Origin of the sequence: Sphaerimonospora mesophila, from assembly GCF_001417795.1 — a bacterium.
Lineage (GTDB): Bacteria > Actinomycetota > Actinomycetes > Streptosporangiales > Streptosporangiaceae > Sphaerimonospora > Sphaerimonospora mesophila.
Genome location: NZ_BCBX01000049.1, coordinates 99,993 through 116,517, shown reverse-complemented (window position 1 = coordinate 116,517; position 16,525 = coordinate 99,993). Strand labels below are relative to the sequence as shown.

Annotated in this window: 14 protein-coding genes and 1 tRNA gene; 7 read left to right on the top strand and 8 right to left on the bottom strand. The window is 70.8% G+C overall.

The window, feature by feature from the left end; translation table 11 throughout:
• Positions 1–249: 249 nt before the first annotated feature.
• Entirely contained in the window at positions 250–903 is a 654-nt protein-coding gene (locus AP234_RS36735; RefSeq protein WP_152990674.1) for a nuclease-related domain-containing protein, read from the bottom strand.
• Between the two features lie 410 nt (positions 904–1,313).
• Between AP234_RS36735 and AP234_RS29320 the strand changes: the two genes are divergently transcribed.
• Positions 1,314–2,723 carry an IS110 family transposase gene (locus AP234_RS29320; RefSeq protein WP_200926773.1) on the top strand — a complete coding sequence of 470 codons (1,410 nt, stop codon included), beginning with the start codon at positions 1,314–1,316 and terminating at the stop codon, positions 2,721–2,723.
• Between the two features lie 395 nt (positions 2,724–3,118).
• On the opposite strand, the gene AP234_RS29315 is transcribed toward AP234_RS29320, so the two are convergent.
• Positions 3,119–3,192 (bottom strand) — tRNA-Pro (locus AP234_RS29315).
• A 90-nt stretch (positions 3,193–3,282) separates the two neighbouring features.
• On the opposite strand from AP234_RS29315, the gene AP234_RS29310 reads away from it, so the two are divergent.
• Positions 3,283–3,747 carry a hypothetical protein gene (locus AP234_RS29310; RefSeq protein ID WP_055482985.1) on the top strand — a complete coding sequence of 155 codons (465 nt, stop codon included), beginning with the start codon at positions 3,283–3,285 and terminating at the stop codon, positions 3,745–3,747.
• A 19-nt stretch (positions 3,748–3,766) separates the two neighbouring features.
• Here the strand turns inward: AP234_RS29310 and AP234_RS29305 are convergent, their stop codons facing one another.
• The gene (locus tag AP234_RS29305; protein WP_055482984.1) at positions 3,767–4,099 is read right to left on the bottom strand and encodes a DUF6458 family protein; all 333 of its coding nucleotides are present in this window, start codon (positions 4,097–4,099) and stop codon (positions 3,767–3,769) included.
• Between the two features lie 135 nt (positions 4,100–4,234).
• On the opposite strand from AP234_RS29305, the gene AP234_RS29300 reads away from it, so the two are divergent.
• The 5 genes from AP234_RS29300 to AP234_RS29280 all read left to right on the top strand — a co-directional run bounded on the left by AP234_RS29300 (position 4,235) and on the right by AP234_RS29280 (position 9,242).
• Complete coding sequence (locus AP234_RS29300) at positions 4,235–4,822, top strand: hypothetical protein (RefSeq protein ID WP_055482983.1); 588 nt, start codon at positions 4,235–4,237, stop codon at positions 4,820–4,822.
• Positions 4,823–4,872: 50 nt separating this feature from the next.
• On the top strand, positions 4,873–5,322 hold the full coding sequence (locus AP234_RS29295) for a hypothetical protein (protein ID WP_162492449.1): 450 nt from the start codon (positions 4,873–4,875) through the stop codon (positions 5,320–5,322).
• 10 nt (positions 5,323–5,332) lie between these two features.
• Entirely contained in the window at positions 5,333–5,524 is a 192-nt protein-coding gene (locus AP234_RS29290) for a hypothetical protein (protein WP_055483009.1), read from the top strand.
• Positions 5,525–5,917: 393 nt separating this feature from the next.
• On the top strand, positions 5,918–7,273 hold the full coding sequence (locus AP234_RS29285) for a hypothetical protein (protein WP_152990673.1): 1,356 nt from the start codon (positions 5,918–5,920) through the stop codon (positions 7,271–7,273).
• A 31-nt stretch (positions 7,274–7,304) separates the two neighbouring features.
• Complete coding sequence (locus AP234_RS29280; protein WP_083502539.1) at positions 7,305–9,242, top strand: BTAD domain-containing putative transcriptional regulator; 1,938 nt, start codon at positions 7,305–7,307, stop codon at positions 9,240–9,242.
• On the opposite strand, the gene AP234_RS29275 is transcribed toward AP234_RS29280, so the two are convergent.
• The 5 genes from AP234_RS29275 to AP234_RS29255 are packed head-to-tail and all read right to left on the bottom strand — an operon-like array spanning position 9,189 to position 16,465.
• Positions 9,189–10,598: an MFS transporter gene (locus tag AP234_RS29275; protein ID WP_063843130.1), complete on the bottom strand. Its 1,410-nt coding sequence runs from the start codon at positions 10,596–10,598 to the stop codon at positions 9,189–9,191. The two genes, AP234_RS29280 and AP234_RS29275, sit on opposite strands and share 54 nt — an antisense overlap.
• A 44-nt stretch (positions 10,599–10,642) precedes the next feature.
• The gene (locus AP234_RS29270) at positions 10,643–11,866 is read right to left on the bottom strand and encodes a cytochrome P450 family protein (RefSeq protein ID WP_055482979.1); all 1,224 of its coding nucleotides are present in this window, start codon (positions 11,864–11,866) and stop codon (positions 10,643–10,645) included.
• A 2-nt stretch (positions 11,867–11,868) separates the two neighbouring features.
• Positions 11,869–13,080, bottom strand: coding sequence for a glycosyltransferase (locus AP234_RS29265; RefSeq protein ID WP_055482978.1), 1,212 nt, complete (start codon positions 13,078–13,080; stop codon positions 11,869–11,871).
• Positions 13,077–15,272: a prolyl oligopeptidase family serine peptidase gene (locus tag AP234_RS29260; RefSeq protein ID WP_055482977.1), complete on the bottom strand. Its 2,196-nt coding sequence runs from the start codon at positions 15,270–15,272 to the stop codon at positions 13,077–13,079. The genes AP234_RS29265 and AP234_RS29260 overlap by 4 nt, the downstream gene beginning before the upstream one ends.
• A complete protein-coding gene (locus tag AP234_RS29255) occupies positions 15,269–16,465 on the bottom strand; it encodes a radical SAM protein (protein WP_055483008.1) in 1,197 nt (398 codons plus the stop codon). The genes AP234_RS29260 and AP234_RS29255 overlap by 4 nt, the downstream gene beginning before the upstream one ends.
• Positions 16,466–16,525: the final 60 nt, after the last annotated feature.

Here is a 16,525-nt window from a genome sequence, read left to right as displayed (position 1 = left end):
GACGATGCGGGAGGTCCTGCTGGAGCGGGCGCCGAGCATCGCCGACGAGCGGATCCAGCTCGACAGCCATCTCATGACGAGCGCTGGGGCCGCTTCTCAGAGGCCGGCGCGACCATCAGCGGCATCTTGGACCTGCTGGCCCGGAAGAGGCGAGCACGGGGCCTGCCGGACCGTAATGGCTGATCAATGGCGGCATCCGTCGGACGGCGCGCGGTGCGGAAAAAGGGATGCCGGATTTACCGGTGCCGGTCAGCTTTGCTGCTGCCGGGTGCTCAGATACGCCGCCAGCGCCTCGATGTGGGCTGGATCGGCCGCGGGCTGCGGTGCGGGGAAATACCGGTCGAAATAACCGTCGGTGATCGCCCGCATCGGCAGCACGGGGCCACCCTTTCCGGGTGTGGAACAGGTGGCATGCTTGATGCTGGGATGCAGCAGTGTGGTGTCGGGCACGATCCATGCTGTGCCGCCGCGGAGGCCGCCGGTGAGCCGGTAGATGATGCCCCCGCGGGAGTAGGCGCGCCGGTCATCGAGCCATCTTTGTGGTACGGCGGTGCCGTCGGCCTTGACCAGCATGCCCTTGCCGTCTGTGTCGAGTCCCAGCGTTCCGGCGCCGCATCCCTTGGCGTCGATGATGAGCCAGGTGGCGCCGGTCAGCACGACGTGATCGATGTTGGCGCTGCCCAGGCTGAGCGGCTTCATACCCGCTCCGCGCACCTGATTGAGCCCTTCCAGGTCGTGGAAGAGGTGGAAGTGATCGGCCCGGGCGGTCAGCCACTGCTCCAAGGCCCGGGCCACCTGCCGTTCGTGAAAGGCGCCTCGCCGCGCGTCCGAGCCGTACTTCGCGCCGCCCGAATCGGTCAGGCTCCAGCCCGGACTTCCATGCACTGTCACGCTCATCGGCATGCGCCCCATCAAGATGCTGCAAGGGAAGTGGGTCGGCCACGACGCTACTGAGGGGCACCGACATTTAGCCTCGCTCATGGAGCTGACCAAGGCATGCTTGGCGGTTTCGTAGAGTGTCCGGGTGGGTCCTTCCAGCACGGCTTGTACACCGACTGGCAGCTCTGACCTGCGGGTCAGGGACTCCTGATTTCTGATCGTCCGGCTGGACGGATCTGCCCGGCGCATGTGCATCCCTGTTTGGGAACTCGCGGCCATCCCCTCGGCTCTCGCGGTCGAGGTCGCGTGATGGACTGCTGCTACCGAAGGTCAGGCCTGGCACTCGATCACACACTCTGCGGACATGCCCCACCCCCACACGAGCGCGTGCGCGGAAGGCTCCCCGAACCGCACCACCACCGAGGGGAATGTCTGTGAAAGTACGGCTGGGCATCGACGTGGCCTGTCGGGCCGCGCATCAGGCCGCGTGCGCGAACGAGGCCGGGGAGTTCGTCTTCTCTGGCCGTCGTTTCCGCACCACTGTGGAGGATCTGGAACGGCTGTGGGCGAGCCTGCCCGGCGATGCAGAGGAGGTGCTGGTGGTGATGGAGCCCACGCGCAACGCGTGGGTCCCGCTGGCCGCCTGGTTCGCCGCCAAAGGCGCCAAGATCGCCATGGTCACCCCGGAGCAGTCGTCCGACTTGCGCAAGTACTACCACAAGCACACCAAGAACGACCGGTTGGATGCCCGGATCCTGGCCCGGATCCCGCTGCTGCACCCCGAAGGGCTACGACTGCAAGGCGAGGCCGAGCTCGGCCCGGCTGACCCGCTGCGTCGCGCCACTCGCCGCCGTCGCAAACGCCGCACCGCGACCAGCCAGCGTATCGACGCGCTGCTGGAGATCTACGGCCCGCAGTGGGCCCGCGTGCTGGGTGAGGGCGACTACGCCAAGGCCGCTCTGACCGTGCTGGAGCGCACCGGCGCCGACCCCCGCGCCTTGAAGCGGCTCGGGCACAAGCGACTCACCGCGCTGCTGATCCGGGCCAGCCGTGGCGCCTGGCGCGACGAGCGCGCCGCCACCATCCTCCAGGCCGCCGAGGTCACGCAGGCCTTGTGGGCCGCGGGCGGGCTGGACTTCGCCGAGCTGGCCGAGGACCTGTCCGGGGAGGCCCGGCTGGCGCTGCAGCTGAACGAGGAGATCAAGGCCCTCGACTCCCGCATCGGCGTGCTCTATGACGAAGCCGACCCGGCGCAGATCATCGCCTCCGGGCCCGGTATGGCCGCCATCTCCGCCGCCGTCGTGCTCGGCGCGCTGGGCAATCCCGACCGTTTCGACAACCTGGCGGGGGTGCGTGCCTTCACCGGCCTGACCCCCAGCCTGGACGAATCGGGCACCAGCTCCCGGCACGGCCCGCCCACCAAGGCCGGCGACCCCGCGCTGCGCGAGGCCCTGTTCGGCGCCGCCGATCGCGCTCGCAAGATCGACCCGACGCTGGCCGCCCGCTATCAGCGCCTCGTCGTGACCGAGGGCAAGCACCACAACTCGGCCGTCTGCACCCTGGCCGCCATCTTGGTCACCCGGCTGGCCGCCTGCTGGCGCACCCGCACGCCTTACCAACTGCGTGACACCGACGGCACCGCGATCACCGTTGAGCACGGCCGGGCCATCAGCATCGAGCGCTACACCGTCACCGACGCCGACCGCGCCAAGAACCGGCCCAAGCGGGCCAGCAAGCGCCTCAAGGAAGGAAAGGGGACGAGCCGACGCGGTCAGGAGTCGTCTGACGACGCTCCGGCAGCCGGCCCGTCCTCCAACAAGGCTACCCGGCGCAAGGTGGCCTGACCGAACCCCGCTCACCCACGACCCAGCAACCAACGGCGGGACCGCCGAGTTCCGACGGCAGTTGCGCATGCCCTGATCCATCAGCCCTTGATCGGCTTGACTTCGGTTAGGAACTCAAATTGATGCCTCTTTCCGCTGGAATCAGCATTCCAGGATCAGACAGACACGCCGCGCCCCTTACGTTGTAGATCTCGCCCAGCCATTCGGGCCTCTTCGTTTGAACATGCCGGTTGACGACGGCCCGTGCACGGGTGGAGCCCACGGCAGCCTGCGGTAATGATGGGTATCGGACTGCCAGCAACTGACGGATCATCCGAGCAACGAATGAGCAACGAGAAGCAGAAAAGCCGTGATCACTCTCTTGTGATCACGGCCTCTGACCTGCTAAAACTCTGTCGGGACGGCGGGATTTGAACCCACGACCCCTTGACCCCCAGTCAAGTGCGCTGCCAAACTGCGCTACGTCCCGTCGCCCGGGCTGGCCGGGCTTCCATAACCTTAGCGCAGTTTCCGGCCGGGTGCGTACATCACGATCGTTCCTCCGACCTAAACTTCGATCATGGGAAGGAAACCGCGGATCGATCACGAGGAGCTCGCCCGGCTGGCCGCCGAAGGCTGGTCGAACGCGCGTCTGGCCGCGCATTTCGGTGTCACGGAGTCCGGCGTTCTCCAGGCGAAGCGGGCGGCGGGTCTGTCCAAGCCGATGACCGACCACAGCAGGGCCCTGCCTTGGAAGCTCCGCCGTGAGCACAGCCAGACCGGTCCGGCCACCAACCTGCGCAACCTGTCCGCGGCGGCCCAGGGCCGTACGGTCCCCAAGGACAAGCTCAACACGGCTCTCCGCTGGGCGAACCGGCTCGTCGACGGTGGTCTCGACATCGCCTACGACCCCGAACACGGCTTCCAGGAGGTGCCTGCGGAGGGCTCCTCCCACATCGGACGGGTGCTGGCGGAGGTCCAGGCCACCATCGGCGAGCCTCCGGGGGAAAGGCCATCGGGCGGGAACGCCCCGGAACAGAGCTGAGGCCTCCGCGGCCGGCCGATCAGTCGTCGTCCCGGCGGAGCGGTGTGGTGTCCTCCCGGATGTGCACGTGACGCCGCCCCGGGTGCGCGGTGGCGTGCGGTTCGTTTTCGTGCACATGAACGTGCTGCTCGGCCGGCGGGTCGACCGTGTACACCTCCGGCTCGACGATGTCGACCGTCTCCTCAGTCTTCGGGCGGCGGGTGTAGAAGCTGGTCAGCAGTGCGCCGACGACACCCACCCCCATCAGGATCCAGCCGATCATGTGTAAGTCGATCCCGGGTACGTCCCACTTCACGGCGAAGGCGAGAACGGCGCCGATCGCGATGAAGGCGAGGCTGGCTCCGAATCCCATGACTACCTCCTCTGCTGGTAAAGCACCCTCTACCCGTCAATCGACCGGTTACGCGACGCGTAAAGACGCGTAAATAGGGCCTCCGAGGGCAGTTGCGAAAGACCAGCGCACCACTCGCAACGTTTGGAGGCAGACATGAGCCCCGGAGCCTGGGCGGCAGTCGTCATCGTCGTGGTGCTGGCCCTGGTCGCGGTCGGCTACGCCCTGACGATCTGGAATCGCCGCCGGCATCTGCGGGACCGTTTCGGGCCCGAATACGACCGGACGGTACGGCACAGCGACAGCCGCAGGGCGGCCGAGAAGGAGTTGCTCTCCCGTGAGGAGCGTCACGCCGACCTGCACATCCGCCCGCTCGACCCGGAGACCAGGCATTCGTACGCGACGAAGTGGGCGGGGGTCCAGGAGCGGTTCGTCGACGCACCCGGTTTCGCCGTCACCGAGGCCGACGCTCTCGTCACCGCCGTGATGACCGAGCGCGGATATCCCACGGAGGGGTTCGAGCAGCGCCTGAGCGACCTGTCCGTCGCCCACGCCGCCACACTCGGCCACTACCGCAAGGCGCACGACATCAGCGGACGCGCCGCCAGGCAGGACGCCACGACTGAGGAACTGCGCCAGGCGATGGTCCATTATCGCGCGCTCTTCCATGAACTTCTCGGCGCCGGCGAGGACCACGCTAACGGCAGGCAGCCCGCCCGGGACGGCAGGGAGGCGAGCCGATGAGGCGCAACGACACGACGAGGACCGATCAGTCCCCGAGGAAGGAGCGGCAGATGATCGACGCCACGGACGAGACGAGAAACACCCGGGACATGACCAGCGCGCCGCCGGCACCCCACTCACAGGACACATCGGACACATTCGATGCTGCAGACACGAAGCATGCTCAAAATGTTGAACGCGCACAAAACGTACAGAGCGCGCAGGACATGCATCGCGACGAGCCGGACAGGAGCCACACTGGAGACGCGATTCTCGCGCAGAACGGGCTCGACGGCGGGCTCGAAACGCGCTGGCGGGAGATCAAGGCCGGCTTCGTGGACCATCCCCGGCAGTCGGTCGAGCAGGCCGACGAGCTGGTGGACGAGGCGCTGAGACAGATCACGACCCGTCACCGGAACCTGCTCGACCAGTGGAAGAGCGGCGACGAGAGCGACACGGAAACGCTGCGCCTCGCCCTGCGCGACTATCACGACCTGCTGCTCCAGTTAACCGGAAAGTGAGGTGACCGCCATGCTCGCCATCGCGGCGGCGGTCGTATTCGGGATCGCCTTTCTCCTCGACCTTCTCAACGCGAGCATCGGCATCGGCATGACAGCGCTGATCGCCCTCGGCCTGTGCCTGCTCGCACTGCACCAGGCCGGCGTCGGCACCGCCGGAGTGAGCTCCTGGCGCGGCGGCTGGCGCGGACGGGCCCGTCGCTGATCCGCGGTACGGCACCGGCCGGCGCTAAGCCCCCGATGCCGTACGACCCTGATCCTCCTGCGGCGGCGCGGCATGACGGTGGTACGACCGGGCCGCCGCACCGAACACCCCGGTCGGGAGAACCGGCCTCCTGCGCCGCCTCGCCCCGGCCGCGGCCCCCGAGCGCCGAACCCATGTGAGGCCATACGCGTGCCACGCCGTACGGCGTGACGCCGGACAACCGGAAAAGGCCGTCCGTGCCGGTCCCGGGAACCGATGAATCACCACCCGAAGCCGCTTGACAGTAAAGTTCGACTCTCTTTAACTGGGAGTGGTGTGCCGCAGGCATTTCAAAAGAAATGCCCGAGCACCGCGCCAATTACAGATGCGTCATGACACGGCTACGGTGAGAAATTGACGAGTGCGGCTGATGGTTGTGCGCGGACCATTATCGACCGGCTGCGCTTTTCTTCCACCACCGTTGACCTGCGGTCGGCTTCCGGCGCCGTCTCGTGGCTGCCGCCGGTCGGCGAAGACTCCGTGATCGCGGCACCGCGCGTGGTGCTCGCCGAGCGCGCCGGGTGCCGTGAGTTCGCCCTCCTGCAGGTCATGCTGCATCGGCTCGGGGTGCCGAGCGTACGGATCGACACCGAGAGCATGCCGACGCTGCGGATCCGCGCAACCATGGCCGACGGCTCACCGTCAGCGGGCGGTGTGGCGGTGGACGGTCGCCGCATCGAACCGACCGTCGTCTGGACGCGGCATCTCTCGCCGAGAGCGCTGCGGGGCGGTGACGATCCGGCGGCGGCGCTGGTCCGTGCCGACTCGTGGTGCGCGTTCCTCCACCAGATGTCCGCGCTCTCACCGGCCGGCCTGCCGGGCCGAGGCCCCGGCCGCCTCGAGCAGATCGTGGGTGCGGCCGGGGCCGGGGTACGCGTCCCGCGAACGGTCGTGACGACCGACCCCCGATCCGCCCGCGCCGAGATCTCGAGTGGCATGGTCGTGATCAAGGTGGTCGACGAGCATTTCGTCGAGCCGGCGCCGGGGCTCCTCGTCGGCGTGTTCCCCCAGATCGTGAGCCGCGACGACCTCGGCCGGCGGCCACCGCTGGACTTCCCCGTCATCGTGCAGGAACACGTCGAGCACGAAGCGGAGCTGCGTGTCTATCACCTGGCCGGCGCCGTACACGCGTTCGCCGTGGACAAGGCCGCGCCGGACGCCCTCTGGCGGGACGGCTCAGCCGTGTCGATCAGATCGGTGGCGCCGCCGCGGGCGGCGGTCGAGACCGTACGAAGGCTGGCGGACCTCTGGGAGCTGACCTATGGGGCCTTCGATCTCCTGATCGCCGGCGGAGACGTCGTGTTCCTGGAGGTCAACGTGGACGGCGACTGGCTCTGGTTCGAATCGAAGGCCGGCACGAGCGTGGTGTCGGCCGCCGCGGCCGGCATGGTCAGGGCCCTCCACCGTACGGCCCTCCACGGCACGGCCACGCCGGTGACGGACCCCCCGATCGACCTGCTCGATTTCCTCCTCCTCGGCTCCCGTACCGACCTCGACTCCCCCACCGATCTCGACTCCCGTACCGACCTCGACTCCCACACCGATCGCGGCTCGGTGCCGGCCTCCTGGGCTCCGATGCCGACCTCCCGGGCCGGTGAGCGTCGGCGGCCCGCACAGTGCGAAGACGAACACAAAGAAGACGACCACAAAGAAGACGACCACGACGAAGACGACCACGACGAGAACATCCAGAGCGAAAACATGCGGTGAAGAACATGGGGTGCGAAAACAGGGTGAGTGCATGGGTCACGCGGATTCGTCTCGCCTGAGCTGCTCGATTCTCGGTCCGCTCCAGGTCCGGGTGGACAATCGCGAAGCGATTATCGGCGCGCCGAAACAGCGATTGCTCCTGGCCATATTGTTGTGCCGCGTGAACACGGTCACCTCGTCCGCACAGTTACTGGACGCATTGTGGGGAGAAAAGCCGCCGCGGACGGCGCGCAAGAATCTCCAGGTGTACGTGTCCACCCTGCGCAAGATCGTCGGCGACCGGATCGACTTTCAGGGGTGGGGCTACCGGTTCCATGCGGAACGGGACGAGCTGGACCTCCTGAGGTTCCAGGAACTGGCCAGGATCGGACGTAGCGCGATCCGCAGCGGAGCCCTCTCCGTCGCCGCCGAGTCGCTGGGCACGGCCGTCGGCATGTGGCGTGACCAGCCGCTGGCCGAGTTCGCGCACGTGCCGGCGGTGGCCCGGGAGGTGGAGCGGTTCACCGAGCTCTTCCTGTCGGTCTATGAGGATTGGGTGGAGCTCGAGATCGAGCTGGGCCGCCACGTCGAGGCCCTGGCCGGTCTGGACGCCCTCGCCGTACGCTTTCCCACCCGGGAGCGGATCACCGCGGCGAGGATGACCGCACTTGCGCGGTGCGGCCGCGTCTACGAGGCGCTTTCCCACTTCGAGACCCTGCGCCAGCATCTGGCCGTCGAACTGGGCATCGACCCCAGTCCCGTGCTCAAAGAGCTCTACCAGCGGATCCTGAAGGGCTCGGACACCCGGCAGCGGAACGGCACGCGAGGACGGGGATGGGGCATCGGAACGGACCGGACGGCGTCTCCGCCGACCCTCGCCAAGGGTCTCGGCCCGGACATGAGCCCGGACATGAGCCCGGACATCGACGCGGACATCGACGCGGACATCGGTCTGGCACTCGGCGGAAGAAGCGGAAGAAGAGGCACCGACACGGCGGCGCAGGCTCCGGCCAACCAGCTCCCGCGTGACCTGGCCGATTTCGTCGGCCGTGAGGCGGAGGTGCGCCGCATCGTCGACGACCCCGCCCCCGTCACCCTCATCACCGGTGAGCTGGGCATCGGGAAGACCGCTCTCGCCGTACACGTCGCGCACATGCTCGCGCCCGATTTCACGGACGGCGCGCTGATGGTCACGCTCGGCCGGCGCGGCGGGCCCAGACAGATCGAGGACGTCCTGCGGGAACTCATGGAGGCCGCGGGGCTGAACGTCGCGGGGGTGCGCGACCGGGACGTGCTGGCCTCACTGTGGCGCTCGTGGCTGGCCAACCGGCGGGTCCTGCTCATCCTGGACGACGCTCCCGATGAGGCGAGCGCGCGGGCGCTGCTTCCCGGCACGACGGCGAGCAAGGTCCTGGCGACCAGCAGGAGCAGGCTGAGCGGCCTGGAGTCGGTGGTCCGGATCACGCTCGGGCAGCTGTCGGCGGACGAGGGCGTCGCCTTCCTGGGCAGGCTGATCGGCGACGAGAGGGTGCACGGCGATCTGCCGGCCGTGTCGGAGATCTTCGCCGGGTACGGCCTGTCCCCCCTGGTCCTGCGTCTGCTCGGGGCGAGGATCGCCGGGCTGTCGCATGTGCCCCTGCGGCGTCTCGCCGACCGTCTCGCCCGGGCGGAGAGCGTCCTCGACGAATTCGCGGCGGGCGACGTGCTGCTGCGGGAGCGGTTCGAGGGGTGTTACAACCGTCCGTCCTGGGCGCTTCGCCCCGCCTTCCTCACCCTGGGCGGCCTCGCCGGGCCGCCGTTCGGCCATGACGAGCTGGTCGAGGCCCTGCACGGCATCGGGCAGCCGGCCGAACGCGTCATCGAGTCGCTGATCGAGGCGAACGTGCTGACGGTTCCCGATGGGGAGGTGACCGCGCACTCCATGTGCTATGCCATGTCACCGCTCGCCCACCGCTTCGCGGCCGAGCTCCACGGCGCCGGACGCACCTGAACCCTCGTCGCTCGATCCAGAACCGGCGCCGCTCGATCCAGAACCGGCGACGGCCGACCCCGAACCACCGCCACCCGGCCCGGAATCCGTACCGCCCGGCCCAGGGTCCGTACCGCCCGGCCCAGAGTCCCTACCATCGGCGACGGCGCCGGTCAGGGCGTGCAACGCGGGACTTCCGGCGGCCAGCGCGCAGCACGCGGCCAGTCCGCCGCCGAGCAGGAGCAGCGCACCTGTGCTGCCGACGTACTCCGCGAGTACGCCGCCCAGCAGTGGTCCGAGCGGCGCCAGTCCCATGCTCGCCACCGTGATCAGTGAGGTCATCCGGCCCATCATCGCCTCGGGGACGAGCGTGGCGACCAGCACGCGCAGCACCACGTTGGCCGCCGGCGTCGCGACCATCGCCGAGAAGAGCGGGACGACCGGCCAGTACGGCCCCAGCGGGAGGGCGATGGCGCAGACGGCGAGCGCGAACAGCCCGACCACGGCGAGGATCAGCCGTCCCGGCGGCAGGAGCGCCCCGATCCTGGCGGACACGGCCGCGCCGAGCAGCCCGCCGAGGCCCATCCCGGCCAGCACGACGCCGGTGATCGCCGGGTCGCCGCCGCGGTCTCCGACCAGCACGATCACGGGCAGCAGCAGCGCGTTCGCCACCAGGTTCGCGATCAACGACAGGGCCAGGGCGGCGCGCAGCCCGCTCCGCCGCCACAGCCACCGGCCCGCCTCGGCGATGTCCGCCCCCATGCCGGACTTCCGCGACCGCGTGGAGTCCTCCGACCGGCGCGGCACCCTGGCCAGGGCGACGGCCACCAGCGAGATCAGGTAGGTGATCGCGTCGACGACGAACGGGAACACCCGGCCCAGGCCGAACAGCAGCCCGCCCAGCGGCGGACCGGCGAGTGAGGCGGCATGCCCGCGTGCCTCCTCCTGGGCGTACGCCAGCGACAGCTGCTCGGCGGGGACGACCGTGCGGATGGCCGTGTCGCGGGCCGGCCGGAAGAACGCGTCCGCCGTGCCGTTCGCCACCGCCACCGCCACGATGTGCCACAGCTCCACCCGGTCGGCGAAGACGACGACGGCGAGCGCGGCCATGCTCAGGCAGCGGACCGCCTCGCTGACCAGCATGATCCTGCGCCGGTCCCAGCGGTCGGCCCACACCCCGGCGGGCAGGGAGATCAGGAGGTTGGTCGCGATGCGGCAGGCGCCGACGAGCCCGGCGAGCGCGGCGGACCCGGTGACGGCGAGGATCAGCAACGGGAGTGCCAGCCAGGTCAGCGTCGATCCCAGTTCGGACGTCGCCGCACCGATCCACAGCATCTGGAAGCGGAAGTTGCGGCGCAGCGGCGGTGGCTCGCTCATGAGGCTTCTCCGTCGGTGTGTTTCGAAGATCCGTCCCGGATGGTTCAGGTCGCTTCCGTGTCCCCGGGTGCCGGTGTCTCCTCGTACGGCCCGGGCCGTACGAGGAGCTCCGCCAGGCCCCGGTTGAGGTGGTTGCCCTGCCAGCTCAGCCGGTCGAGCGGGGTCACCGGCGTCATGCGGGGGAAACGGCGGGCGATGCCGGTGAGCGCCACCGTCAGCTCCAGCCGGGCGAGCGGCGCGCCCAGGCAGTAGTGCGGGCCCATCCCGAACGTCAGGTGGCCCGCGGCCGTGTTCCGGTCGACGTCGAGCAGGTCGGGGCGGTCGTGCCGGGCGGGGTCGCGGTTCGCCGCCGAGATGGACAGCAGGACGCGGCTTCCCGCCGGAATGACCGTGCCGCCGACGCGCACGTCCTCGGTGGTCGTCCGTACGGTGCCGAAGGGCCCGGGTGTGTGGTAGCGGAGCAGTTCCTCCACGGCGCGCGGGGCCAGCGCGGGATCGGCGCGCAGCGCGGCCAGGATCTCGCGGTGCCGCAGCAGCTCGGCGACGGACATGCCGATCATCTGGGCGGTGCTCTCGTAGCCGGCCATCAGCAGCATCGCGCACAGCGAGACGACCTCGTCCCTGGCGACCTCCCCGCCGGGATCCCACGCGGCGACGATCGAGGACAGGACGTCGTCGCCCGGCTCGCCCGGCCCTCGCCCGACCACGTCCTGGAAATAGGCGTCGATGCGGTCGAGGGCGGTCGCTCTCGCCTCGCCGCGAGTGCGGTCGAACACCGTGGCGATCCAGTCGTACAGCTCGGGGCGGTCGGCGGCGGGCACCGCGAGAACCTCGCATATCACCTGGAAAGAGAACGGATAGGCGAAAGCCGACAGCAGCTCGACCTCGCCACGGCCGCCCAGCCGATCGAGCAGCTCCGCCGCGATCGCCCGGATGGCCGGTCGGTACGCCTCCAGGCGGCGGGGCGTCAACAACGGCGCGGCGAGCCGGCGGATCCGGGTGTGGTGCGGCGGGTCGTGATCGACCAGGGTGACGTTCAGCGCGCGCCGCTGCGGCCGCCTGGGGGTGGCCGTCCCCAGGGCGAGGCGGGGGTCGGTGAAGGCGGCCCGGACGTCCGCGTCCCTCGTGATCATCCACATCGGCCGGCCGGCCGGAGTCACCACGTGAGCGACCGGGCATTCCTCGCGATACCGGGCGAGGCTGGGGTGCGGGTCCGCGAGGAACGCCCGGTCGAACGGCGTGCGCGGCCGCACGTCTTCCTCTGTCATCGTCAGCCCTCCCTTGCGCCGACTGGATTCCGGGAGACCACCGAGGTCACGAAGTCGGCCGCGGCTCCGGCGCCACCCGACCGGTTCAGGCGCTCGCCGAGCCGCCGCGCCCGCTGCTTCAGCGGTTCGTCGTCGCACACCGCCTTGAGCAGGCCGGCGCCGTCACCCGCTCCGCCGCCGGCCACGCCGCCCATGCCGCCCTCACCGCCGGGGCCGGGGAACCGGACCGCCACGCCGGACCGCACGCACGCCTCGGCCAGCAGCGGCTGCTCGGAGCCGGCGGGGGCGACGGCCAGCGGCCTGCCCTGCCCGAGCGCGGCCAGCACCGGGGAGGAGGTGCCGTTGGTCAGCACCACCTCCGCCAACGCGATCAGCGGGCCCATCCAGGGCCGTTCGACGACGATCAGGTCGGCTCCGGCGGCGGCTCTCGGCTCGCCCGAGCGCGCCCGCTCCACCACGGCCTGGAACGGACCTCCGGTGAACGTCGCGTTCAGCCGGGGCCACAGGCTCTCCCCGCCGAACGTCCGCCCCAGATGCACGTAGACGACCGGTTTGCCGATCCGGGCCAGCCGCTCGGTCAACCGGCGCAGCTCGGCGGGGTCGGCCCCGGGCTCCCACGCGCACGGCCCGACGTGGTGGATCCCCTCGGGCAGGACCGCCCCCGGATACTCCAGCGCCGGGTCGCCGCGCAGGAGCAGCCCGGCCCCGATCAACGGCAGGTCCGGCCGCCGGTCGCGGCGGGCCCGCAGGCCCACCCGCTCCCGCGTGGCGTGATAGTGGCGCAGCAGCTCGCGCAGCCGCCACTCCCGCAGCACGACGTGCTCGGGCTCGCCCTCGCCGCCGTGCCGGTACGGCCACAGGTGCGCGGCGAACCCCAGCACCACGGCCGGCAGGTCGAGCGCCTCCGCCGCGAGCAGGGCGCCGTGGCAGAGCGCCGAGGTGACCAGCACGTCGGCGCCGATCTCACGAGCCGCGGCCGCCACCGCCCGATATTGCGCGGCGCCGGTCTCGCCCCAGCAGCCCACCGAGAACGCCCGGCCGCCGTGATATTCGCGCGCGTCCAGCATGGGCAGGCCCGCCTCGCCGATCACGACGGCGGCGCGGGGCCGGGCGAGGACGAGGACCCGGTGGCCGCGGCGGCGCAGCTCGATGCCGACGGCGAGGGCCGGATAGAGATAGCCGGGATCGCTGAACGGGCACAGCAGGACGTTCATACGGGACCGGCCGGATCGAGCCCGAGATGCCGGGCGAAGAAGGCGAGGACGTCGGCGAGCAGCCCGATCTTCTTCGACGCCGCCCGGAGCCCGTGGCCGGTGTCCCGTTCCAGCCGGAACAGGATCGGGCCCGCGCCGGCGGACGCGTGCTGCAGCAGGGCGCACATCTTCCGGGAGTGGGCCGGGTCGACCCGGGTGTCCGCGCCCGCGACGGCGAACAGCACCGGCGGGTACGGCACGCCTTCCCCGACCCGGTGATAGGGCGAGTAGGCCAGCAGGGTGCGGAACTCCTCGGGGTCGCGCACGCTGCCGTACTCCGCCCGCCAGCTGGGCCCCATGCCCAGGCGCTCGTAGGCGAGCATGTCCAGCAGCGGCGCGACGCAGACCGCGGCCGCGTACTTCTCCGGATGCCGGGTGAGCGCCGCGCCGACCAGCAGTCCGCCGTTGGACTCCCCCATCACGCCGAGCCGGTCGGGGCCGGTCCAGCCGTGCTCGACCAGGTGGTCGGTGGCGGCGTCGAAGTCGTCGAAGACGTTCTGCTTGCGTACGCCCATCCCGTCGCGGTGCCATCGCTCGCCCTCCTCGCCGCCGCCGCGCAGGCAGGCGATCGCGTAGATCCCACCCGCCCGGACCCAGGCCAGGGCCTGCGGCATGTAGCCGGGGGTCATCGACGCGCCGAATCCGCCGTATCCGGTCAGGATCGCCGGGCGTGGCCGGTCCGGCGCCCCGCTCGGGGAGAGGACGAACATCCGCACCCGGGTGCCGTCCTTGGACTCGAAGGTCACCTGCGAGGTCGCCACCGCGCCGTCCACCGGGCCGTCCACCGCGCCACCCGCCGGGCCGTTCGCCGTGCCGTACGGCCCGGGGCGCGACCACGGCCGGACCGTGCCGGAGCGCGCGTCGTACCGCAGGACCCGGGGCGGCGTCGTGTGGTCCCAGTAGCCGAACCAGGCCTCGTCACCCCCCTCGGGTGGCACGGCGAACCGCCCGACCGAGCCGATCTCCCCCGCCCGGCCCGTCCCCGAGCCGGACAGCGGCACCCGCGCCAGCTCGCGGCCGTCGGCCAGGTCGTGCAGGGTCATCTCGGACACGGCGTGCCGGCTCCACGACACCAGGGCGAGCGGGCGCGGAAGACCGGCGCCGGTCAGCGGCACGAAGTCGTCGAGCACGGCGTCGGGCCGTTCCGCGATCAGCGTCCGCCAGGTCCGCGGGGTCGGGTCCGCGGCGGTCGTCACGACGATCCGGCCGCGGGGCGCGTCCAGGTCGGTGCGCAGCCACAGCGGGTCGCGCGGGGTGGTGCCCGGGGCGATCGTGATGCGGCTGCGGGCCGGGACGTTCTCCTGCACCGGGCGCAGGCACGGCCGCTCCGCCGTACCCTCGTGCAGATCGGCGAGCCACAGGTCGGTGGCCGGGGCGGTGCCGACGGTCGAGGAGACGGTGAGCCAGCGGCCGTCCGGCGTGACGGCCACGGTGTAGAAGCAGGTCCTGTCCCGGCCGTCCCCGAAGATCAGGACGTCCTCGTCGGGGTCGGTTCCGACGCGATGGAGGTGGACCCGCCGGTGATACCGCTCCTCCCCCGGGTTGAGCTCGGGGGCGAGCCTTCGTACGTAGTAGAAGGCCCGGCCGCCCGGCAGCCAGGCGACCGGGGTTTTGCGCACCCGGTCGATCGGGCCGTCGACCACGGCCCCGGTCGCGACGTCGAGCACGCGCAGCAGGGAATCCTCGGTGCCTCCGGCGGAGAGCTGGACGGCGACCAGATCACCCTCGATCGACGGGTGCCACGCCTCCAGCACCGTGCGTCCGCTCGGGTCAAGCGCGAGCGGGTCCACCAGCGTCCGCTCCGCGCCGTACGCCGAGCCGTGCCCGGCGTCGCGCTCCGACACCACCAGCCGCGGATGGTCGGCGTCCGGCTCCCGGTGGGTGAAGAAGACGCGGTCCCCGCGCGGCCTGGGCAGCGAGGTCAGCGGCACCCGGGCGAGCCGGGACAGCGTGGCATGCCACCACGCCGTGTCCGGCCAGGTGGCCCGTTCCTCGGCGAACAGCGCCTCCTGGGCCGCCGTCCAGGCGATGGTCCGTTCGTCGCCGGGATCTTCGAGCCACCGGTAGAAGTCGGCGACGACCACGCCGTGGAACTCCTGCGCGGACTCCGTCCGGGGCGCGTGCGGATAGCGCGTGACACCGCCCCGTCTCATCGTCCGAGCCGCCCGGTCGAGCTGAGGTAGTCGAGGTGCGCCGCGTCCACGGCGTCGTGGAACCTGGTCAGCGCCGCGTGATCGTCGGCGTACCGGTACGACTCATCGCACGAGATCCACCGGTCCCTGGTCTGCTCGGCCGTCAGGTAGCCGTCGCGTACCGTGCCGACCTGCCAGCCGGCCTTGCCCGCCGTCTCCCAGCAGCTGTAGAGGGTGCCGTCGGCGTTCACGACCGCGCCGTACCGGCCGTCGCGGTGCGAGCACGCCTGGCAGGGCGTCTCCACCCCGGGCCGGGGCACGGCGAAGCCGAGGTCGACGGCCCGGCGCTGCCAGCGGATGAAGCGGGCCGCCGTGTCGTCGCCGAAGGACAGGTCGTTGCCGTAGCCGATGCCGACGTCGCCGACCCGGGCGAAGTAGATCGAGCATCGGGAGGGGTCGAGCGCGGCTGCCAGCCGCTCGACCAGCTCGTCGATCCCCCGATGGTTGTGGTGGGACACGTTGACCCGGATGACGCACCGGATCGAGGTGACCTCCTGGACCCGGGCCATGTTGCCGACGATGGCGTCGAAGGTGCCGCCTCCGCCGCGCCGTACCCGGATGGTGTCGTGCTCGGGCCGGTCGCCGTCGAAGGTCACCTGGACGTCGCGCAGGCCGAGATCGGCCAGTCGCCGGGCGAGCGACGGCGTCAGCAGCGTGCCGTTGGAGGTCATGCTCGCGCGGTGCAGCCCGTAGGGGGCGGCGCGTTCCAGCAGTTCCAGGCAGCCCCGGGGGTTCAGCAGCGGCTCTCCGCCGAAGAGCATGAGCACCAGGCGGTCCAGGCCGGCCTCGGCCTGCCGCCGTCCGGTGAACTCGAGGATCGAGGTGATGGTGTCGGAGGTGAGCCTGGAGTAGGCGATCCGGGGCGGCCGGTTGCCGCCGGTGTCGTCCTGGTCGATGTTCTGGAAGCAGTAGCCGCAGCCCAGATTGCAGCGGGTGCTCGTCAGCACGGTCAGGGAGTAGCTGCGATAGGGACGGGTCTTGAATAGGCCCTGCTCACGGAGCTTCCGTTCCGTGGCCGGGCGTAACTCGTGAGCCGGGGTGAGATGGCCGCCGTTGAGACGCGCGATCCCGCCGGGCCCAAGAAACCACCAGCCGTGCTCGCCCCGGAGCAGCCGCGGCCGCGACGTGGCCTCCCGGTGCCGGCCTCTGTTCATCGGTTCCTCCATGCCGCGTGACGACAGGTCCCGGTCTCCGTGGGGAGACCGGGAACCACG